This is a genomic window from Pleurocapsa sp. PCC 7319 (genome assembly GCF_000332195.1).
GTDB lineage: Bacteria > Cyanobacteriota > Cyanobacteriia > Cyanobacteriales > Xenococcaceae > Waterburya.
The window spans coordinates 232123-254298 of sequence record NZ_KB235919.1; the positions used below are offsets into that span (position 1 = coordinate 232123).

Sequence of the window (22176 nt, forward strand, 5' to 3'; positions counted from 1 at the left end):
TTATGACAACTAAATATTTGTTTTTCTACGAAAGTATCTAAAAATGTTTTTAAAAACTATTTACTCCCAAAGGCAAAGGCAAAATAATCAGTGGATAATTGGGTATTTAAAAGCTTGGCAATTAATCTTTATTTTGCTTGTAATTACTTTTTGTGCTGCTCCTCAATCTGCACAAGGTAAAGAAAAAAAGAATACCAGTAATAGATTACCTCCAGCGCCAAAAACAGGTTCTCCTGAAGGAGATTTTTCTGCTGGGGGAACTAGAGGAAATAAGCCCTGGAATTTTGTTTGTGGAGACAAGACTCAAAATATATCTTATTTACTAGGAGACAGAAATAGAGAGTTTACGGCCGCTGCTTATCCTAGTTTCTGGTTTCACATTCCTAATAATATTGATCGTACAACCGAGATCAAGTTCGTAGTTTCAGAGCTAAAAACCGGAAAAAAAGTATACGAGCGAGTAATTCAGGGAACAAATAAATCAGGAATTTTAGGTATTACCTTACCTCAAGAAAAACAATACGCTTTATCTTCAGAAGCAAACTACAGTTGGAGTCTCTCAGTGGATTGTGCTGGACCATATCGGGGGTCAGAAACTATTTTGGCAGGATGGATAACTCGTTTGTCATCGGACTCTAAATTAGAAAAACAATTAGCTGCAGCTTCTAAGCCAGAAAGGTCTGAGGTTTACCTAGAAAACAACTTTTTATACGATGCCCTAACCGAATTAGCCCAGGGTCGCATGGCTCAACCAAATAACACTCAAATAGAAAGGGCTTGGAATCAGTTACTGATTAAACTAGGTTGGCAAGACTTAGCTCATCAAAAGTCCTCTATTGAACCATGTATCTTAGATCTACAAATTAGTAGCAATCAAAAGTAAAGGGCGAAGCCCTTTACTAGCTAAATCTTAGTTTTATAGCCAATTTCCCACTAAGATAAATGCCGACCAAAAAAAAGGGTGGGCAAACGAATCGTTCTTTAGGGTCGAGATTTGGGCTTGACGGAGTGCTTCAGCTTTAGTTATGTTGCCTTGAGCTAATGCCTCATAAAAATGTGTCATTAGGGTGGCAGTAGCTAGATCGCTAACTGGCCATAAAGATGCCACTGTACTCCTGGCTCCTGCACGAACTGCAATTCCTGCTAATCCCAAGGCAGCTAAGCGATCGCCTGAAGCTGTTTCACAAGCACTAAGCACCAGTAAATCAATGGGACGTAGTTGCTTACTATCTCCACGAAGGAGACGACTTAACTCATCAATATTGATTCGATTATCCCAAGTCAAAATAAAGGTATCATCAGCATTGGAGCTAAATTGACCATGAGTTGCCAGGTGAACTACCCGAAAAGGAGTCTGACTGGCAAAGCGATTAAAGTTGAGTTCCGTAAAACTATCATTGAGCAACACCGAGGAAGTAAATAGAGGTTGAATTCGCTCAATTTCTTGTTTAACTCCTGGCAAGCTAGGAAAACCCTGACGAGATTCAGAAAGTCCTGCTAATAATATGTTTTGTTGCTCTACGTCAATGGCTTGTAATTCGGTTAGTTGTAAACTAGGAGCGATCGCCACACTGTATTTCTCAATTAAATATTGTTGACCATCATGTAGGGCAGCAGGGGGAAGGTTACGCAAAATACCATCGGGAACAAAAACTAAAGTTTGGATATTGTTAGTTTTTAGCTCTGCCTCTAAAGGGCGAATTAACCAATCATAAGCCTGCTGGAAGAGCTTTAAATTTAGACGGCGAGGCTCAAGCAGTTGACTATTAGCAGAGGTAATCACCAGCTCGATTTCTGCTGGAGGTAGTTTAGTAGCATAATGGCGTAATGGTTGATTAGGAATAGCTGCAACCACTTCTAGCCGATTACCAAGCACAATAGTGTAGATAACTGCTGCTGTAGGATCTAGTTGATCGATTTGTTGGGGTTTGGTATCTAAACAGGCATCGCGAAAGAAATTATCTAGTTCAGCCACTTGTAGCGATTCAATTATTTGTCTCGTTTGATTTAATTCAGCTTGGCTTGCTTGAGGATCTAACAAGAGAACTGCTAATTCCCGATAAACAGGCTCGATTTGATCGCGAAAAGAGTATTGTACATCCGAACTAATAGCTACCAAATCGCTTCTTAAAATCTGTAGATTGTCCGTTGCCTGAGTATAAGCGGCGATCGCCTTGGCTCTATTGCCCTGAGCCTTCAGGATGCGACCCAGTTGCCATTGCCATTGATAAGTTAATTCTCTGGCATTGATACTTTGTGCAGTCACTAAAGCTTTTTGGGTAATGGCTCTGGCTGCTGACCATTGTTGATTACGTTCATAAAGATGACCCAAAACTCCCAGGGCTTCGGCTTCAGTCCTTTTAATATCTAATTTTTGAGCTTGCTTAATTCCACTAACTAATAATTCTGCTATTTGTCTTGGTTCAGTATCCAAATTAAGCAGATGTCGCGCTAAACTAATTTGACCCTGAATGGTAGTTTGCTGCTCAGGGAGTTGAGTTAGAAGTTGCTCAATTTCTGTGACTAAGTTGGAGGTAGCTTTCTTGTCTTGTAAGCTAATTAAAACACCGAGCAGATCCAGTTTGGCTCTTAATTGAATGCTTGGCTGCGGTGCTATATCAATCGCCTGTTGATAATAGTCAAGGGCTACTGGCAGTCGCTCTTGAAATCTGGCGTTATTCCCTAAACTCAAGAAAATATCAGCTATAGTCGAATTATCCTCTAGTTTTTTGGCGATCGCTAGTCCTGAATTTAATGTTGTCTGAGCAGCCTGATATTTCCCAACTCGATTCAAAACGTCACCAAGATTGAGTAAAGCCTGAGCTTTGATTAAAGTATCAGGTTTATTTTGAAGTTGTTTTTTAGTTGCAGTGAGAGTTTTAATACTCTGAGAGTACAGACCCAATGCCTGTAGCGCGTATGCTTGGTAAATTTTCCCCTGAATTAATCCTGAAATATTCCCTTGCTCTTCATACAAAGAAGTAGCCTGCTGCCAAGTCTCTAAAGCTGCTTGCGATCGCCCTAAAGATAATTCTACTTGTCCTTTAACTTCCCCAACTTGGGCTAATAACTGACTCCTTTCTGGTTCATGATTAATCGCTTGAATCAACTGTTCAGCTTGAGTGAGGGTTGCTTTTGCCTGTTCCCATTCTCCTAACTTCTGATAAATTAAAGCTAAATTACGAGTGGCGATCGCTCTGCCGATCCGATCGCCCTGCTGTTGATATTGTTTAATCGCAGTTTTTAATAAGGCGATCGCCTCTGAATATTGATTTTGTTGATATAGCTCTTGCGCTTCTTGCTCGATTGATTGAATTGATTGAATCGTTTGATTGCTGGTAGCCACTACAATCTGTGGCTGTTGAATTAAGAAAATTAAGGCGATCGCACTGATAAATAATAATAATCTGTTTAATTTATACATAATCTCGATTCGATAATTAATGTAAGGGCGAACAGCTGTTCGCCCCTACCAAACGCATCATTAAAACGGTTTTAATTCGAGGGAAAAATAAACCCCTTCTTCCTGTAAACTATCCCCTGCCGTATCCAGATCTACTAAAGGAATCCCCCAATCTAAACGAGCGGCGAAATAATCGCTAACTTGTAACCGTAGCCCAACACCAACAGAGAATAAAGTATTAGTATCTAATGGCAAATCATCCAAATCATCTGAATTCCAAACCTTACCAAAATCAACAAATGGAGTTAGTTGCATAGTAGTTTCCCATTGGGGCAAACGAAGAATTGTGGCTCTAATTTCAGCAGAATTAAACCAACCGTTATCTCCTAATAAAGCATCTTGACGATAACCTCGAACACTTAAACCACCTCCCAAACTAAACTGTTCTGTTGGGACTAAGGCTTTATTAGCTATTTGAAGATCCGAGCGTAATAACAGGGTAAAAGTGGGATTGAGCAGCCTGAGATATTGAGCTTGTCCGCGCCAAGCAAAAAACTTACTATCTGGTTCTTCATTATTATTAATAGTGGCATCAAAAACATCGATACCTAAACTAAATTGAGATAGCAAAGCAAAAACTTGGTTAGCATCACGTCTTGTATATTCTTGGAAAAAACGCAGCGCACTAATTTTAGTTTCCCCATCTACTTCTGCTCCTCGCGATAACTGTTCTGGTTCACCACCCAAGGTGATTAGAGAATTATTTCTGGCAAAAGTTAAACCAAGAGCTAAATCTTGGGTGGGTTTTTGTAAGATAGGCTGACGATAGGTAAATTCGTAATTAGTGTTTTCTGACTCAATATCAAACTGATCGAAAGGTGAGGTAATAATTTGGCTATCTGTCAAACTAAAACGAAAATTAAGCGTACCATTGTAAGGATTAAATGGAACCGTATAGTTAAGATCATTGAGGGAGTTGCTACCGTCGGTATTCAGATAACCAATACTAAAGCGATCGCCTAATCCTAGTAAATTACGATGAGTTAGTTGTATACTTCTGCGATCCGTCCCGACACTAGGAGCGCGAAAATTATCAAAGCTCAAAGTTAAGTCAAAAGGATCGGCTTCCTGTAGATTAAGCTCCAGAATACTACTTCCCTGTCTGGTTCCTGCGGTCAACTCCGCAGCTAAATTTTCAATTAATGGATCTAACTGTAAAAGTTGCAGCGCATTAAGGAGTTTATCTCTATTTAAAGGAGCATTAGTAGCAATTTCAAGGCGACTACGAACATAGCCAGAATTAAGTCGGTTTAAACCAGAAATGTTGATTTCCTCTAAAGTTCCCTCGACCACTTCAATGGTGATGATGCCATTTTCGAGTTTCTGTGGTGGTAAAAAAGTTCCCGAAGTAATATAACCATTCTGAACATAAAGGCGATCAATCGCCTGTTGGGCAGCTAAAATTTCAGTAAACGACAAACGACGCAGAGTATAAGGTTTGAGAACTACTGCTAATTCTTCTGGGGTAAAAACTGTACTGTCTACAATCTCAAACTTTTTGACAAAAACAGTATTGAGGATGTCTTTGATCGTATCTGAATTATCTGGTGTAGGCTGATTCTCCAGTTCGGGGAGTATTTCTTCTAAAGAGGGGAGAGTCTCTGGTTCTTCTGGTTGAGTTGGAGGTGGTAAGGGGGGAGTTGGAGGTTCTGGAACATCCTGTGCTTTAGCCAGTTTAGTTATTGTTAATAAATAAACTATCGATAGCAAAGGTATTTTAGTAACTTTAAATCTATGAATAAAAGTTTTTTGCTTCACCATGTATAACTCTGTTGGACAGTAGACTAATATCTGAGGGAAAACTAAGAGCTACATTACTATGATGATTAAGTGCGTTAGGGTGATTAATGCACTTTCTAGTGAAAAGATACTCTCGAACTATAGACTTATCATGACGCTTAAAGTGTATTCTGCATTTTGTTACATTTAGTTACTCGTTGCCTTTAAATTGGGATTCAAGTTGCATTAATCTCAAATTAAAGGGAACAGGGAACAGGGAATAGGGAATAGTGACAAGAATGGTGCGAGGATTTAGACCTCTCCCAAACTCCTTCCGTCTTGAAAGACGACAAAGGCGACGGTTCGCCGCATGTGTTCAGACCAAGGGAACAGCGCGTGGGCTACGCTGCATCGCACACAGCTAGTAAAACCACGTAAGACGGGAACAGAAAAGCACTGTTGCCCGTTGCCTATTCCCTATTCCCTCCAAGGCAACAGCCTTGGTGAAATCAACTTTGGGGGACTTTAGTCTTAAGTAAATGTACTCAACAAATCAGCGAAAGTGGGAGGGTAGTTATCCCTTTCGTTGAGGGATGATTCAAGACGTTTTTCAGATGTATTTCCCTGGTCGAATCTCTACTATGAATTTAGTTAAAAGAATTTGATTAAGGAGAATTAAATTATGAAATCTACAGTTGCAATCGTTAGTACTTTATTAGTTACAACTTTAGGCTTTAGTAATGTTGCCACAGCTAATGAAGGTTTGGTTGATATGACAAACCAACAAAATCAGCAAGAAACTCTCATGGCGGGTGCAGGTGCTGCTGCCGGTGTCGCTGGTGAGGCTGCCGCCGGTACAGTAGATCCGGTAGGAATTGCCGAACTGATCATGCAAAGAGTGGGAACTGACGAAAATCGTGACGCATTTGTTAAAGCAATGGTACAAGAGACTTGGCAAGCTTACGATCAACAATACAACGTGATGGTTTTTAACTTGAATCAAGAATATGATTCTCAAATCGATCAAGTTGATTACAAAACGGTAAATTATGATGGCATACCTTATGGTGTTTGGATTTTTCGAGAAGGTGAATTTACCAACCAAGGTGATGGTGGCTATATTAATTGGGCTTTTAAAGGTAAGTTTGACCGAGAAGGGGAAGATGGTAAACACGTGAAATTTTATGCTAACTAATAATTTAATTAAGGGGAAATAAAAGGAGTAATTAGTAGTTAGTTATTAGTAGTTAGTCGTTCAAATATAGTCTTGAACTGCGGAATGCAGCGGGCAGCGGACACCGCATGTGACAGACAAAGGCGCATAGTTCGCCGCCTGTGGCTGGCTGATGGACACAAGTGGGTGAAAAGTATGATTAGCGTAGAAAAGTGGGCAATCATCATGAGACACTGAGATGGCGAAAAACCCGTGAAAAATCATGACTCAACATCCACCTCTTTATAATCAACTAATGCAATATCTGCGTCAACACAGTCATTATTCAGACAAAAGACATTTAATTACGTTGAGTTGGATGGTAATGGGGGTGTTATTGAGTCAAAGTCTTCATTTAACAGAGTGGGAACCCTATGTGGTGAGCCGAGCTACTCAAGCTCAAAGCTATCAGAAACGCTGGGGACGCTTTTTAACCAATCAAAAAGTGGAAGTGGCCAAAATTTATCTTCCTCTAGTGATGGCAGCAATCAACAACTGGTCGAAGGGAAGAATATATTTAGCTTTAGACACTACAATGCTCTGGAATAAATATTGCATGACTCATTTATCTATTATCTGTAGTGGTCGAGCAATTCCATTTCTCTGGTCAGTCACAGAGCATAACAGCGCCACAATTGCATTTGAGATTTATCAACCGCTTCTGAGAAAAGCATCATGGTTATTACGAAACCAAAGTGATGTCATGTTATTGGCAGACAGAGGTTTTGCCAATCAGGCACTTTTGAAATGGTTAAAACAGAGAACTTGGCATTATTCAATTCGTATTCCCAGTGATACTCTAATTTGGGGTGTTCATCGCTGGTGTGCTTGTCCTGTTTCTAGGCTACGGGCTGTTCGGGGAGAAGCAAAGATGTATCATCAGATTCGACTTTGGGAATCAGGAATAGAGACTGTTAATCTTGCTTTGGCTTATCCAAAAACAGTTGCCGAACCCTGGGCAGTAATCACCGATGAAACTCCTACTCTTCAGACTCTGTGGCAATATGGTTTTCGTTTTCGTGTTGAGGAACTATTTTTAGATAGCAAATCTGGGATTTTTGGTTTAACTGATTCTCGTTTACGAGATACTCAAAAACTGAATCGTCTTTATTTAGTGGTAGCTATAGCTATTCTTTACAGCACTATTATGGGAACTACAGTCGAGTTGTCAGGATTAAGGCAGCAAGTTGATCTTCATTATTCGAGAGGGTTGAGTTATTTAAAGATCGGCTTGCGATGGCTACGAGGTACAATTCACAAAGGCAGAGAGTTACTTCAATTGTTGCCCTTACCCTATCGAACTCCACAGCGTTGTTTTGCTAGTCGTCGAGCAGAAGCCGACTATTATGAGCAGTTACTATTTTCTCGTATACGCTCTCTTCATTGTGCTCAATAAGATTGAGCTTTGATTGAGATGTGTCCATCAGCCAGGATTACGACTTTAGTTACAGAGAAAAATACTTAACTTATCAGCGAAAGTTATACGATGATTATTACTTTTGTTGAGGTTGAATTCGAGACGTTTTTCAGATGTTTTTTCTCTATTAAATTTCTAAGATTAATTTAATTGAAAGAATTTAATTAAGGAGAAATAAAACATGAAATCTAAAGGTAAAGTTTTGAGTATTTTATTAATTACAACTTTCGGCTTTGACAGTATTGTAAAGATTTCAAATTTACTAACAAAGATGATATCAGCTGGATTAACTGGAGCCTTTCAGCTTCGTTTGATTGAAATTATGAGTACGAATAATTTCATACACTTTAATAGTTTTTAAATGCAGCAGTAACAATTTGAGAGATTCAATTTAACCCCATCTTTCAAATCAAAAATTATCAGATCTGGGTAAAAAAAAAGAATTTCGCGCATAAAAGGTTTCTTATATAGTTGACACAACTTATATTGCATCAACTTACGTCTCATGAAACCGAATTATAGATTTACGCCAAAATCTACAAGACAAAGGAGGTGATAAAGATGACAATTAGATGGCAAAAATTATGCACTAATTTTCTCTTTTGGGCGATCGCTGAAACTACTTTAAACTTTGTTGACTTAGATACCATCGCTGACTATAGCGAATATCTCACGATAAAAAAAGAACACGTCACTATTACAGCAGAGCTTTCACTTCGCGCTCACTATAGTATTCCCGATCAAGAATTAACTATCTCCTAGGTTTTACTCTTTATCTAAAATTCAATCAGTCAGAAAAGAGAACAGATAAAAAGGATGATTTAGTTTGTGAGGGTAAGCTTGGGCGCGATCGTGCGATTGGCTTTGCCACTGCCCGAAGGGCGATTGGACTCCGTCCAGGCTACGCGATCGCTATCAGGGTAATTGGAATTGTTCAATACTATCGCCACAGGTGATAAAGATTTGGTAAAAGCTTCATACCAACACAACCAACTAAATCATTAAACTATTATGACTCCTATAATTGTGATGATCATCTTACTCATCGCCACAACTTTAATTAAAGCTTAGCAGCAGACTAAAATATTACTTGCTACTTGCTTACGTCGCCAAACTTACGGCTCCCCTATGCTACTTTTTCTGAAAATCATCTGGTTGCTATTTGGAATGACTATATCTATGAATACTTCGCATATATTTTCTTAGATTGATCATTTTGGTTACTATAAATATTTTAGTTTGGTAACTTTAGTCTTAGGTTAATATACTCAACAAATCAACGAAAGTTGGAAGGTAGTTATCCCTTTCGTTGAGGGAAGAATCAAGACGTTTTTCAGATGTTTTTCCTTAGTCGAATCTCTACGATTAACTTAAATGAATCTAATTAAGGAGAAACGAATCATGAAATCTAAAGTTGCAATAATTAGTACTTTATTAATTACAACTTACTGACGAAGATTGCCAAGAACTAAACAGTTGGCTTGACAGTAATTTAGATGATGACCAAAAAAGTCGTCTTCATAGAGTCGAAACAGAAGAATCATGATGAAATAGGAGAAAATAACGGTGAAAAGGAAAAAAGAACTTGAATTTTTGGCTCACGATGCCTTAAATTCTATTCTAGAAAAACTATCTCTCTATCAAACTTCTAAGGGGAAACCAGGGGAGAGTGTAGATTTGTCAGCGTACATAATCGAAGATTTTGATTTTAGTCAACTTAATCTTTCAAATATTGATGTTGTTGGTTCGGTATTTGCTCGATGTAAATTTGTAAATTGCAATCTCTACGGCACTATCTTCGACAAGTCTAAATTGACTGCTGTAGACTTTAGGGGTGCGAATTTAAATGAAGCTGAATTTCATCGTGTAGAAGCAAAAAATGCTAATTTTGACAATACTGATTGTTTTGCGGCAGAATTTTACGAGGCAAATTTAAGTAGAGCAACTTTTCGTAATGCTAGTCTGCTGGGTACATCATTCTTAGACTGCAATCTGACTAATGTTATTTTTGATGAAGCGGATCTTCGATACGCTTCAATCGAAAACAGCATAGAAGACGGTACAAGCTGGAAAAATGTGAAACGCTTGAATCAGTGATTCAGGATGATGCGCAAAGAATACTGAAAATGTTGTTTGTTGAGGAAAAGTTACTGAGGTTGATTAGTTTTTCGGGCATTGCTGAATGGAAACGCAAGCATAAGCCAATAGTATAGCACTACGAACTTTTATTAGGACACTCATTACTCGTTACTCGTTACTCATTACTTACGAGCAATCAAATAAACTTGTCCTAACGTAACTTTGTACGGCTATATCATGACAGTTTGTGCTTTCAAATATTATCACTATTCACTGCTCAAGTTTCACATTCAACAGTTCCTGCTATGCCGTAACGTTGACGTTGTCTTAGTTCTTGTAGGATTAGATTGATGCAAGATACTAAATTCTCAACATTACTTTCCAGTGGCTCATTATGTGTTCCTTCAAATACTTTGTGGAGTAAAGGTTTAAATGTTCGATTTTGCAGTTGACGCTTTAAAAATTCAACGTCATCTTTGGCAATTGTGTCACGATTGAAGGAAATTAATCCCATTAAGTTGAAAATTTCTGTACTAGCTGTGATTAGACACTGTATTGTATCTAGACTTGGGAAATCCCAGAAACTAAACAAACTAATATATTGGTTAGCTATCTGTACTGTGTTATTAATTTCAGGAGCTACCAATAAACTCGGTTGATCTTTGATAAACGGATTTATTTGGCACGATCTTCCAAGTAGGTCTGAAATGCTATTGATAGCTTCCTCTCGATTGCGATCGGCTCTTTCTATATCTTTTTGTGTTTTCTTAAAATCTTTTTTACTTAAACACGAGCTTAAGACTTCATCCCTTCGTTGAAATCTCTCATAATCATCACTAAGAATTTCCAGTAATAAGATGTATTTACATCCCAAACTGTAACCTAACCAAAAATAGTTACTATCATCGGTATAAAAATTTAATTGGCGATCGCTAACTGTAGTGCAAAATAACTTCTTGATAATTTCAAAACGTACTTTGTATAAATCATCTAAGATTTCAATAGCTACCGACCAATGATTAAATTGCAATGGATGAAATGGAAAATGATAAACAATCAGTGAATAACCTGCCTCGTATAAATGCTGAAAAAGATGTTTAAAAGAAATTTGTGGGAAAGAACCAGAAATAAAGCCTCCAACAAACTGGATAACACCTTTAGGTTGAGGATGAAAGGCGACTTTAGTATTTGAACCTTTTATAGAATCAAAATTAACCATGAAATGTTTCAAGTAATTGGGGTTGTCATAATTTTTGAAGCAGATAAGTACTTCCTAAACAATACTTCAATTGCTTATCTATTACTTCTAATTTGAAGATTTATACTCCAAATTTAAATCTTTTTCTATTGTGAATATATCTGGACAGCGAGCTTCAATATTTTTAGTAATAGGGAAAGATGGTTTTCCAGCAATAGATTGACTTGGAGAGAGAGAGTTAAAATATTCATTTAGATTTACTACTTGTGTGCAGAAACCTTCTTCTTTGAAAGGAGGCATGGCATCATTAGGTGAATAGAGATTTCCTAAGCTTAAAGGTGTGGGCGTAATAAAGGAGTTAGTTAGTATCAAGCTTTCATGAAGTACATTCTGATTTCCATTTGAGATACTAAACAAGTCACCAAACACTGGAATAGCACCAAATATTGCATTCCAAATATTACCAATAATCGGAATTGGGGTACGTCCACCATCTAATGTAGCTTGACTAGTAAAGGTAGAAAGATCGAAAAAATCTAAAGCTTGAGTATAGACAGTAGTATGCAATTCCTGTTTGCCAATGCGGGATATTGAAAGTACGTTTTCTTCTGCTGTGGGCTTAATCGTAGGATCGGCGACTGTTAAATTGATGTTAAGTTCGGCTGAATTTAAACTTCGTGAGATGCCAGGGGTAAAGGACAGGCTTGTACCTGTTTCTATTTCAACTGGGGTAGATTTTTGCTCTAATGCTGCAACAGCTAAAGCTATGACTTGGGATGAAGGCAGTGGAGCAACTTTAACTATTTCACTAGCTTCTGAAGCACCTGGTGACGTTTCCGTAGGGATAAAACCTCCAATTAACTTTTGGAGTTCTTCGGCTCTGGCTAACAATTCACCCAAATCTTGAGACTGAGGTATTTGGAAACCACTAGTTGAGCTGGTGCTAATTTGCGTCTCAACACCATCGAGAGTAGAGATAGTACTCCTACCTACTTGAGCAAAATCTACGCCTTTATTATCACCAACTTCTTGTTGAATCATTGCCAGAGTTGGTTTGATAAATAAATCTTCGATATCTTTCTGAAGAAGATCGGATGTTGTCTGAAGCAGTTTATTAAGGTTATCAGCAGTTCTTTTCAGCTCTTGTGGGTCAAAATTATTGGGGTTTTCGATAAAATCAGCATAATAAAACGCAAATTCTAGTAATACCTTTCTCTCAAAATTAGCAGTTATATCTACCAGAGGAATTTTTGTATCTTTCTTCCACTCCCATTGTTTGCATTTTAGCTCTCTATTTTCCTCTTGCTGTTTAAGCTTTTCATAATTATGAGGTTGAATGCAATCAGGTTTTAGTCCGCGGGATCTAAAAATTCTTTCAAAGGGAGGACGATCTATATCATTTTTAAGTTCATCAAGATACGGCTTAAGAGGAGAATAATTTTGCACTTCGCTATTTGCTTGATTATCTTCCTTCATCTGTCCGACAAGAGAATTGTATAAACTATTATAAAATTTAACTCTTTGTTCTTTTTTTACGGTATTACCAACCAAAAAAACTTCTAATATCGATGATTCACCTCCTAAACCATCGATCGCATCTTCATACCCTAATTGCTTTGCAATATCGGTACTCACGGTTCGCTTAAATAAAATGCATTGAATCAAATAAAGAGGATAGAATCAAGTCACAGCAATTATTTGCTGGATTGGAGTCAATCAGGAACTAGCTGGGGAAGAATGTAAATCGATTCAGGAATCTTCATCAGATTTAAAATCTGTCTTTGAAGAGAATTAAGAGAACTAATTTCAGTAGAGCCATCAGGATAAAGATACAAAGTTAGATCGCCAAAAGCAGCTAGCAATTGTTCAGCAGTGGGACGAAAAGTAGTGCGCTTGGGATTGCCTGAATAAAGTCCAGGAAGTGATTGCTTTGTCACCGCTAGTTGGCGACGAACCACAAATTCCATCAAGGTAAACAGAGTCAGGGCGATCGTTAGTAAAAACATCAGCCCTCGAATCCGTTCTTCATCTTGAAAATAGATGGGTAAAGCGGGAAGACGACCTCGTTTAAAACGATGAAAACCTCTTTCAGGTTGCCATTGCTCCCGATAAGAGTTAACAGCTTGCTCAAGAGAAAGACGCTGTGAATTAGCATTAGTTACATACAATCTCCAACCAGCGATGGATTGTTGATGGGTGATAGCGGTCTCACAACGTTGATAAGTCAAGGAAAGAGTAGTTTGACGAACACGACGAGAGGGACGATTCTTACTTCCTCGACCAGCACCTTGATAAACTTTTTGATAGCCAATTTTCTTCTCAATCGCAGTTAAGATCTGCCCCGTAACTCGATAACGTTTCAGAATAGTCTCCACTTTGGTTTGTAGAGCTACCTCATCTTGTGGTGGTTTTTTAGCGAGTTTTTCTAGGGCAAGTTCCGCTTTACTCAGACGAGCTGACAAGCTTTTAAGTTGACGCTGTTGTAAAGCATAAGAACAAACCACTAACCATCGTTCTGACCAACGATGCCACTTTTGATGTTCTTTTTCATACCAGAGACTGCCCAACGGAACTTCAAAACCCTTACCAATGGGAGATTCTGACTCGGCTTCGGAGTTGAGACAAATTTCTTGCACTGCTGTTGGTGGATTAGCCACCCATTGCGATAACAGTTTGGGACGAGGCTGATGCATCGCTAGCGGAAAACAGTAAATTCCTCCTTGTTGATTAATTTTCCCCCGATTATTCCAAGTAGAGCCTTTAGAATCGGCGAGAAACAAGAAATCTTTGTGACCAATAATCTCCACCAATTGTTGCCATGTTGGTAGATAATGAGATTCATCTGTTCCATTTCCTGATAATGTAGCTCCCAATAGAGGCATTCCCATGGGGTCGAGAGTAGCTAACATTTGACGATATTGAACCAAATCAGGGCGGCGGTCTTTACTATAACCAAAATTCAGCAAGTTAGTTCCTTCTGTTTCTTTTGTGGGCTGATGATAGACACTAAAACTTGTGGTATCGCTTCTGGCTTTGTCCGTTGGTAATTCATAAGCTCGTATTGTGCTTTGTCCCAATTGAATTGCTACTTTCTCTCGCCCTTGATTTTCCGATGAACCGATGACACTTAATAAGTCAGCTAGTCGGTCATCTGTGGCATCTTTGCCCCCAATGTTCCATCCTGTTGCTATTTCTAAGGTTTGCCGATGTTTTTCTACCCATGGTTCTACGGCACATAATCGATGGTCTGATTGGCTCACTACATAACTTAGAAATAGGACTGATAATTGACCGTAGCTTAATCCTTTTCGATTCCCATGAGGAACAGGTAGCTCTCGATCAATTATTGATGCTATTTCCATTTGCTTTAGCCAATGAATAATTAGAGGAAGATCATCTGCTCTTTCTGAGTTAGTTCCTTTCAAGACGGGTTGGTCTCTCTATTCTTTCAACTTCTTTCTCAGCATACAGTTGAGCTGTTTTATTTTTCTAGCCATCTTTGATTTAAGCGAACCGTGAGTCGGTAAATTCAGTATCTACCTCAAAGTTGGGATCTAAATTTTGCAAAGTAACTTGTGAAATTCCTTGAATCAGAGCCAAAGTATCTCTTAATAGTCTTTGAGTTTCCGAGATGCGCCAGCGTACTTTAGAGGTAGTTTTAGCTAGCTTTTCAGAGTCTTTACTTGAAATTTGAACTCCCCACAATTGCAGATTAATTCCAGGTAACGGAAGATCGAGGGAAGCAATAAATCTTTGAGCATCATCGATATATTCTTGAGTACCGTAGAGTGATAGGATATTGCCCCCTCCACGTCCAACTCCCTGTCCAGCTTGAAATGAATTTAGTGGTAAGTTGATCGCGCAACCTTCTTCTAGAGGTATTTGACCTAATAGGTTAACTATATTTTTTGCATTTCGATAATAAAATAGTTCGACTCTTTGGCTGCGATTTTCTATATTTTGCTTAGTTTTTAGACCACAGTCATTACCTGTTGTTGGAGGTGTTACAGGAGCTGTAGATTTTGCAGGAGCTGGAGGCACGAGTCCTACTTCAAATGGCGGTCTAGCATTTTCAGTCTCTTCTGAGAATGCTGGCAATCCACTTCCTAGTATTGCGATCGCACTAAGCCCTAAATAGCAAAAAAGTTTTTGATAAGCCATATTATTTCGATAGCCCACGATAATTAATTCAATGAATATTTCGGCAATAATAATTGTCAGGAAAGCAATTACTCTCTGTGTACCCTTCGGATCGTCCTAGTTTTTTGTCAATTTTAAAATGACGGGTTGAGACGTGTAGTAGTCTGCTAATTTTGAAATGATGGATGCAAAAAAAGTTCGGAATTCAAAGTTATAGGCTATAGGTTAATATTCGGGGGAGAGCCGAGATACATGTAAAATAGTGCAACATCTCCCTCAAAAGCTTACTCTGACTGACTTTCAAAAATATCTACTGGCAGGTTAATCGCCCCCTCAAATGGTTGGGGAATGTTCTTCAAATCCACCACGTAATCCCCGTACCGTTTGAGATTGCGGTTGGTATAAGGACTCATAGTTGCCAACATCCGACGATTAATCTTAAATCCCTCTGCACTCAAAGAACGAATTACACCAGTCATATCTACCGTATTCTGGAGAATTACCGCACTAGCCACCAAATCTAAATACTTCAACCGCTTTTCTTGTTCTACGGGGTCATTGTCTGTAATTACGCCATCTTTGCCAAAGAACAGCCAGTCCAAGAAATGATGATAGCTCTCAACGATATTAGTACAGGCATTAACCTCTCGACGCAAAGCGCGATCGGAAATAAATCGCAGCAGATACATAGTACGTATAACTTTACCTAAAGCTCGAAAAGCCTGATACAACCTGTTCTTCCGACTATAACTACCCAACTTCCTTAAAACAGTTGAAGGTAAAAGTTTTCCCGCTTTAATCGACAGTACCACCCGCATTAGATCTTGCCAGTGGGTCTGGATTAACTTCCATTCCGCCACATCATCGAATAAAGGGTCAATATAATCGCAGCGAAGGATTTAACTTTGGTAGCGGGGATAAATGAGAGTAATTTCTGGGCATCTCCTATCAGCATCATGGTATCGAACTTATCCTGTAGTTCTTTGATGTACTTGAGTTTGTGACTTTTGGGAGGAGATTTAAGGAGATTAAGATTGGCATTAGTATTCTCAACTGAATCGGGAACTAGCAAGCCATCTATATTCTGCCTGTCAGTGGGGGATAATTTGCGGGCTACCCGCTTGAACAGACGAGTATTTACAATCGAGCGAATATGACAGGCTAAACGGTCGAGAGTGCTGAAGGCTGGCAATTCATAGCGTTGTCTCACCAACTCTTCAATGGCGACGTTAATTAAATCTGCGGGATGATCTCTAACAAAAGCTGCATCCCTAATCGCAATCGCTGCTAATTCCTGACCCCGATTATTGTAGGGACTGATATTCAGATATTCTCTAATGGCTTCTTGATAGTAGCGAATCGACCGTAGAGAAGGAACGGGAGAGACTTGGTAATTTAGCCGAAGACAGGTGCGGAGGTGAATAATAATTGGCTGGGGTACTAATTCTGGATGAGTGAAATAGCCCAATCTTTGAAAGGATTTGAGCATTACCATTAATCCCAAGAAACCCGTTTTACTTCTGGTGCGACTGGTGACAAACTTTATTTCTTCAACTGTTGGGGTGTAAAGTTCGTGGAGTTCTTTGTTAGATGGATAACGCTTGAACTGAGGATAGGCAGTTCGACTAATTACGGTAATAGCGATCGCCTCCACAGATAAACTCAACTAACTTAAATTGAGATTACAGCATTGATTTGACCTTTATTCGTGCTACGAAACATTACTTTGCCTAAAAGACATCATTCTCGGCAAAGTATCATTAAGGCATAGACCGCAGCATGAGGTGTTTACCTATGCTACAAATAACTGCTCCAGGTTCTTTTTCGGCAAAGTTAAAAAATCTCCCTCCAATCAAACAGCCCTCGAAGGGAGAAAGGGAATATTTGCGTCCGTCAGAGGTCAAAGCTTTGATAAAAGCTGCCAAGAGTTTCGGTAGGAATAGAGTAAGGGATGCTGCAATGATTCTGTTAATGTTTCGTCACGGTCTGCGGACGGCAGAATTAGTAGCTCTTAAATGGTCGAGAGTAGACCTAGTTTCTGGCTATCTAGAGGTTCAAAGAGTCAAACACGGTCATCATAGCGTACATCCCCTTCGTTCTCCTGAGTTAAGAGCTTTAAGACAGTTAAAGAGAGATTATCCCGACACCCAGTATGTCTTTGTCTCCGAGCGCAAAGCACCTCTGTCTACTCGTTCGATTCGTCATATTATTGCTAGGGCAGGAAGATTGGCGGGAATTGAAGGTCGAGTGCATCCCCATCAGCTGCGTCATTCCTGTGGTTACTATCTGGCAACCAACGGACATGATACCAGAGCGATTCAGGATTATTTGGGACATCGAAATATTCAGCATACCGTTCGTTACACTCAACTAAATCCTTCTAGATTTGAGAGTTTTTGGACTGATTAGGGCAAATAAATAAAAGATAGAAACAAGAGAATTGCATCATGACTGCTGAAGAATTGCTTGAAAGGTATGCTGCTGGGGAAAGAGATTTTTCTGGGGTCTCTTTACGAGAACTCGATTTTAGTGATTGCGATCTTAGAGGAATCAATTTGAGTAATGCCGATCTTTCTCTGACTGGATGGGAAGGGGCTAACTTGAGTAATGCAGATTTAAGTAATGCTATTTTAGATGAGAGCGGGTTCAATAATGCTATTTTGATCGAAGCCAATTTTAGAAAAGCTCATCTTCAAGAATGTGCTTTTAGGAATGCTGATTTGACTGATGCTTGTGTTCAAGGAGCAGTTTTTGGACCTCCTTATTTGGTTGGAGCAAATTTAACTGGTGTAGATTTAAGTAAATCCAAAATAGATCTCCCTGGAGGAATTGATAACCCTAGAATTGCTGGTGCTATTTTATGCGATACGACTCTTCCTGATGGGGGTAATTGGACATTATAGGTTTTAAGTTTTCATGTTTATGAAACTTATGCAGAGCAAGTTTTTGAGGGTTATCTTGCACTATTTTACACGTATCTCGGCTCTCCCCCTATTCGGTACGATCGCTAAATTTCAAGCATTATTCGATGCTTTCCTCTAAATTATCCCCTTTGATCATGTTTTCTTTAGACTTATCTGGGCAATTGTGGGTTATTCTGCATTTTGTTACATTTAGTAACCTGCTGCTGTTAAACAATGATTGTATCTGAGCTTCATTGTTATCAAAAAAAACCATAGCAGACTTTGATCTTAAAAAGAGATACCAAACTTGGCAGCAAACTTAATTTTTCGATTCTGAAGTTCGACAGTCTGGATGCACGGTTGGGGAATTTTGGGGAGCTGTGTTGGGTGCATTGGCGGTTAACCAAGTACTACCATCGGATGCTACTACTAACCCCTGGGATTGTTGAATTTCAGGGTATTTTTTATTTATGCTTTCTTTTTCGGTTCGTTGGCGTATTCCCACTACGCCATTTTTGCTGACTTCGAGATCGTCGCGACTTGCCCAGTTAACAATGCGATCGCGATTGCCTAAAGATTCTTCGGATGTGGGAGTTAAACCACCCCGCCCAGTAATAATAAAGGAGCTACCCTTAGCAATTTTTTCGTCCTGAAATTTACAGAGGTCTTGAGCAAATATGGCACCGGCATCAATCGGAACATCAGATAATTCAACAACCCCTGAAGCGGGATCGACTTCGGGACTATTAATCGTAATTGTGCCGTCAATACCTAACTCTGAAGCAGCTGTAATTTCGCTATCAGGCTCTCGAAAAATACTCTGAGCAGTAATTTGAATATTGCCCCCTTGTCCGCGAACTGCTTTGGCGGTAATGTCGCTATTGTCTAAAAGAGCAATGCCATCAGAGCTAATGAAAATATCTCCTCCAGTAGCTAATTCGGCGGCATTGGTCGTAATTTGGCTATTATTGCGAAGCAACAGAGTATCTGCGTTATTGAGGGTGATATTACCTTGTTCTCCTACTCTAGTTTCTGCAGTGAGACTTCCTCGGTCTAAAGTTACATTTTGAGCCTCAATGTTTAAGCTTCCTGCTTCTCCTGTACCTGTAGAACTAACGTTAACTTCTGCACCTTCTTGAATATCTAAATGTCCTGCTGTAACTTGGATATCACCACCGATACCTGAAGCTTCTGAACGAACATTAGCAAATAGTCCACTATTTCCTGGGGCTTCATTGCCAACAAATAAATCACCGAATTCAGCAAGTCGATTAGCAAAATTAGGATCATTGCCTGAGAGCAAAAGATTGTCGGCAACTTGGATATCTATATTACCAGCATTACCAGAACTATCTGACGAAGTAACTATTTGTCCACCATTAATAGCTGAAAAGGTATTAGCATTGATGAAAATATTTCCGCCATTACTCTCATTAAAAGTTTGAGAACTAACAAGCCCGCCATCAACAATTTTAAAACTACTTGTATTAACTGAAATATTTCCTGCTTGACCTTCACCTCCTGCTTCTGTTGTGGTAACAATACCACTGGAAAAACCATCTGTGCCAAATCCACTAATATTAAATGTATCAATAATATTTAACGAAATATCACCACCTGTACCGCTTCCTAAAACATTAGCTATCAATATTGAACCACTATTAAGAGAGATATTTTTTGCTTCTATATTAATCTGCCCAGCATTTCCTACTGCTTCTGGGTTTACACCGCTAAAAATACGACTCTCAGAAGCAATGTCTATATCTTCTTCCACGAATAGATCTATATTTCCTGCATTTCCTTGTCCTAGAGTGTTGGCATCTACAATAGATTTATCTTTTAGCGAAATTTCTTGAGCAACAATTTTAATATTTCCACTTCTACCTATTCCATTAGAAGCAACATTTGTATTAATTCGTGAAGTACTTCTAATTTCAATCATTCCATTAGGTGCATTGATCTTGATATTACCAGCATTTCCAATACCAAAAGTTGCTGTTTGAAGAAAACTATTATTGCTAACGAAAAGTGATTCCGTATTAATGTTTATATCACCTCCATTCCCTATGGCTCCTAATGATGTTTGATTGATAACGATGCTTTCATTTTTTATTTCCAGTTTTTCTGTGGCATTAAGAGTTATATTTCCTGCTTGATTGTCGAAAGTTCCTAAATTTGATCCAATACCAGTAAATACAAAACTTGCTTCAGAAATAGTCAAATTCTGGGCATTGATAACAATGTTGCCTCCTTGTTCAGAAGGCACGCTAACACCAGATCCATTAGTAAGGGATACATTTGCTTTTTGAAACTGATCGGTAAAACTAAGGCTCAAAGTTTGCTCGTCAATATTCGAAAAATTAAGCTTAATCTCTCCTGCTTCAGCCAATCCACCTAATTCTACTCTACCTCCAAAAGCATTTGATATTCCACCATCAAAAATTATATCTCCACCTATTAACAATAAGCTTTTTCCATTAGGAACTCGAAGACCAAAGGTTTCAAAACCAGAAAGATCTTTTCCTGCAGCAGCAATTGATTCATTGCGGATAACTCCTTTATTTCCGGTGGCAAATAATAGCGCAGAAGGGTTGATAGTCAATAGAGGAATCTCATTCGGAGAAGTATTTAGCAAGCCCTGTTCGTTAAACCTAATCATATTTGCAGTAGTAGCTAAAAAAGAACCATTCAAATCTAAGTGGGAATCTACTCCAAATATTATTCCATTCGGATTAACCAGGAATAAATTGGCATCTCCACCATTGATTCCAAGAGTTCCTAATATCTCAGAAATTTCATTGCCCGTAACTCTACTTAAGATATTTGCTACACCAGGATCTTGAAACAAAACTGTTCCTTTAACATCAACGTTAAATCTAACAAAACTATGAAACAAATTATTTCCATGTTGCAATCCACCTTTAATCAAACAATCTCCAGAACAACTTGTCGGTTGAGTAGGTGTTGTACCGTCAGGTTGTATAGATTGAGCTGTTACCAACTTATTATTACTAACAAATAAGCTGATTAAGAAATAGACTAAAACGTAAAAACTGATAACAGAAAATTTCACAATTTTTCTAAAAAAATATTATTTTTATTTTTAATGTGAATTTAGATGGAGTCGGAAAACTGAGTTTAATTCATTCAATTTAATTTATTTTAAAAAGTTGATTGTGTGATCTTTATTAGCTATATTTAAGTACAAAACATAATTTTTTTTGTGTATTCAAATTTAAATCATAAATGTAAAGTATGGATTAAAAATTAATGCATTTATTAACAATGAGGAGGACCATAAGGACAAGTTGGTCCTCCACTGGGGGGTCCTACACTTGAGAATAATACTCTTGGTTCTTGAATCTGTTTAATGATTTCTAAAGATACTATTCTGTTATCTTTATAAGAAATTATCACTACAAAGTGATAATTAAATCCTTCTTGTAACCTTAATTGAAAATCTTTTAGATTGATTATTTTGAGAGTGTTATATTTGCTTTCTGCATCAGGATTATCTGAAAGAACAAATATATTACCGATATAGTTATCTTGTATTGTAATTTCTACAAGATTATTACCATTTTCCTCATAACGCAGATTGATTATTTGTCCCAATAACATAATTGGTTTAGGATTTAAATAATCAACAATAAGTCTAATTTGCTCTTCAGTTAGATTTTTATTAATACCTTGAAAAACTTTTATAATTTTAGGATCTAATCCATTTTGATGATTGATAGAACTCATGTTTTTTCCCTAAAATTTAGATTTGGTGTTATTTGTAACGTAGGTCGTAACAGCAAAAATGATACAGTTTATCTAACCAGTTAATCAAAACTATACATAACTTAATTTACAGCAATTTTTAAGAAGGCGATTACGCTCCGTATACCCTTCGGATCTCTCCAGAGCCAAAAGAAATATTTAGAGCGATCGCCGAATTTTTAACACTTGTCATAATGCATTCATCAAAAATTATTCCCCATAATCTTTGTTCTCTTTAGAGCTATCAGTTCTAAAACCAGGTATTCTGCAATTTGTTAC

At 38.3% G+C, this 22176-nt stretch carries 18 protein-coding genes; 8 read left to right on the forward strand and 10 right to left on the reverse strand.

Annotation, left to right across the window (positions count from 1 at the left end; translation table 11 throughout):
- Positions 1-43: 43 nt before the first annotated feature.
- On the forward strand, positions 44-883 hold the full coding sequence (locus PLEUR7319_RS0102445; protein WP_019503620.1) for a DUF928 domain-containing protein: 840 nt from the start codon (positions 44-46) through the stop codon (positions 881-883).
- A 33-nt stretch (positions 884-916) separates the two neighbouring features.
- On the opposite strand, the gene PLEUR7319_RS0102450 is transcribed toward PLEUR7319_RS0102445, so the two are convergent.
- The gene (locus PLEUR7319_RS0102450; RefSeq protein ID WP_019503621.1) at positions 917-3424 is read right to left on the reverse strand and encodes a CHAT domain-containing protein; all 2508 of its coding nucleotides are present in this window, start codon (positions 3422-3424) and stop codon (positions 917-919) included.
- 60 nt (positions 3425-3484) lie between these two features.
- Entirely contained in the window at positions 3485-5224 is a 1740-nt protein-coding gene (locus PLEUR7319_RS0102455) for a ShlB/FhaC/HecB family hemolysin secretion/activation protein (protein WP_019503622.1), read from the reverse strand.
- 640 nt (positions 5225-5864) lie between these two features.
- Between PLEUR7319_RS0102455 and PLEUR7319_RS0102460 the strand changes: the two genes are divergently transcribed.
- The 5 genes from PLEUR7319_RS0102460 to PLEUR7319_RS37700 all read left to right on the forward strand — a co-directional run bounded on the left by PLEUR7319_RS0102460 (position 5865) and on the right by PLEUR7319_RS37700 (position 9909).
- Positions 5865-6377, forward strand: coding sequence for a hypothetical protein (locus tag PLEUR7319_RS0102460; protein WP_019503623.1), 513 nt, complete (start codon positions 5865-5867; stop codon positions 6375-6377).
- Between the two features lie 241 nt (positions 6378-6618).
- Complete coding sequence (locus PLEUR7319_RS0102465; RefSeq protein ID WP_019503624.1) at positions 6619-7791, forward strand: transposase; 1173 nt, start codon at positions 6619-6621, stop codon at positions 7789-7791.
- Positions 7792-7993: 202 nt separating this feature from the next.
- Entirely contained in the window at positions 7994-8173 is a 180-nt protein-coding gene (locus PLEUR7319_RS42440; RefSeq protein WP_019503625.1) for a hypothetical protein, read from the forward strand.
- Positions 8174-8373: 200 nt separating this feature from the next.
- Positions 8374-8574 carry a hypothetical protein gene (locus PLEUR7319_RS33945; protein WP_019503626.1) on the forward strand — a complete coding sequence of 67 codons (201 nt, stop codon included), beginning with the start codon at positions 8374-8376 and terminating at the stop codon, positions 8572-8574.
- An 804-nt stretch (positions 8575-9378) separates the two neighbouring features.
- Positions 9379-9909 carry a pentapeptide repeat-containing protein gene (locus PLEUR7319_RS37700; protein WP_019503627.1) on the forward strand — a complete coding sequence of 177 codons (531 nt, stop codon included), beginning with the start codon at positions 9379-9381 and terminating at the stop codon, positions 9907-9909.
- A 259-nt stretch (positions 9910-10168) separates the two neighbouring features.
- Here the strand turns inward: PLEUR7319_RS37700 and PLEUR7319_RS0102485 are convergent, their stop codons facing one another.
- The 6 genes from PLEUR7319_RS0102485 to PLEUR7319_RS41840 form a co-directional block, all read right to left on the reverse strand.
- Positions 10169-11110, reverse strand: a complete 942-nt coding sequence (locus tag PLEUR7319_RS0102485; RefSeq protein ID WP_019503628.1) for a DUF1350 family protein — start codon at positions 11108-11110, stop codon at positions 10169-10171.
- Between the two features lie 87 nt (positions 11111-11197).
- On the reverse strand, positions 11198-12724 hold the full coding sequence (locus tag PLEUR7319_RS0102490; RefSeq protein ID WP_019503629.1) for a hypothetical protein: 1527 nt from the start codon (positions 12722-12724) through the stop codon (positions 11198-11200).
- A 77-nt stretch (positions 12725-12801) separates the two neighbouring features.
- Positions 12802-14514: an IS1634 family transposase gene (locus PLEUR7319_RS0102495; RefSeq protein WP_019503630.1), complete on the reverse strand. Its 1713-nt coding sequence runs from the start codon at positions 14512-14514 to the stop codon at positions 12802-12804.
- A 79-nt stretch (positions 14515-14593) separates the two neighbouring features.
- Positions 14594-15268: a hypothetical protein gene (locus tag PLEUR7319_RS0102500; protein ID WP_237743498.1), complete on the reverse strand. Its 675-nt coding sequence runs from the start codon at positions 15266-15268 to the stop codon at positions 14594-14596.
- A 245-nt stretch (positions 15269-15513) separates the two neighbouring features.
- The gene (locus PLEUR7319_RS41835; RefSeq protein WP_071592894.1) at positions 15514-16089 is read right to left on the reverse strand and encodes a Tn3 family transposase; all 576 of its coding nucleotides are present in this window, start codon (positions 16087-16089) and stop codon (positions 15514-15516) included.
- The gene (locus tag PLEUR7319_RS41840) at positions 16071-16895 is read right to left on the reverse strand and encodes a DUF4158 domain-containing protein (RefSeq protein WP_036798188.1); all 825 of its coding nucleotides are present in this window, start codon (positions 16893-16895) and stop codon (positions 16071-16073) included. The genes PLEUR7319_RS41835 and PLEUR7319_RS41840 overlap by 19 nt, the downstream gene beginning before the upstream one ends.
- Positions 16896-17023: 128 nt before the next feature.
- Between PLEUR7319_RS41840 and PLEUR7319_RS0102515 the strand changes: the two genes are divergently transcribed.
- The gene (locus PLEUR7319_RS0102515; protein ID WP_019503302.1) at positions 17024-17638 is read left to right on the forward strand and encodes a tyrosine-type recombinase/integrase; all 615 of its coding nucleotides are present in this window, start codon (positions 17024-17026) and stop codon (positions 17636-17638) included.
- Between the two features lie 38 nt (positions 17639-17676).
- A complete protein-coding gene (locus PLEUR7319_RS33955; protein ID WP_019503301.1) occupies positions 17677-18132 on the forward strand; it encodes a pentapeptide repeat-containing protein in 456 nt (151 codons plus the stop codon).
- A gap of 319 nt (positions 18133-18451) precedes the next feature.
- On the opposite strand, the gene PLEUR7319_RS0102525 is transcribed toward PLEUR7319_RS33955, so the two are convergent.
- Together PLEUR7319_RS0102525 and PLEUR7319_RS0102530 are read right to left on the reverse strand one after the other, a co-directional pair.
- Positions 18452-21205, reverse strand: a complete 2754-nt coding sequence (locus PLEUR7319_RS0102525; protein ID WP_019503632.1) for a filamentous hemagglutinin N-terminal domain-containing protein — start codon at positions 21203-21205, stop codon at positions 18452-18454.
- A 206-nt stretch (positions 21206-21411) separates the two neighbouring features.
- Entirely contained in the window at positions 21412-21879 is a 468-nt protein-coding gene (locus PLEUR7319_RS0102530) for a hypothetical protein (RefSeq protein WP_019503633.1), read from the reverse strand.
- Positions 21880-22176: the final 297 nt, after the last annotated feature.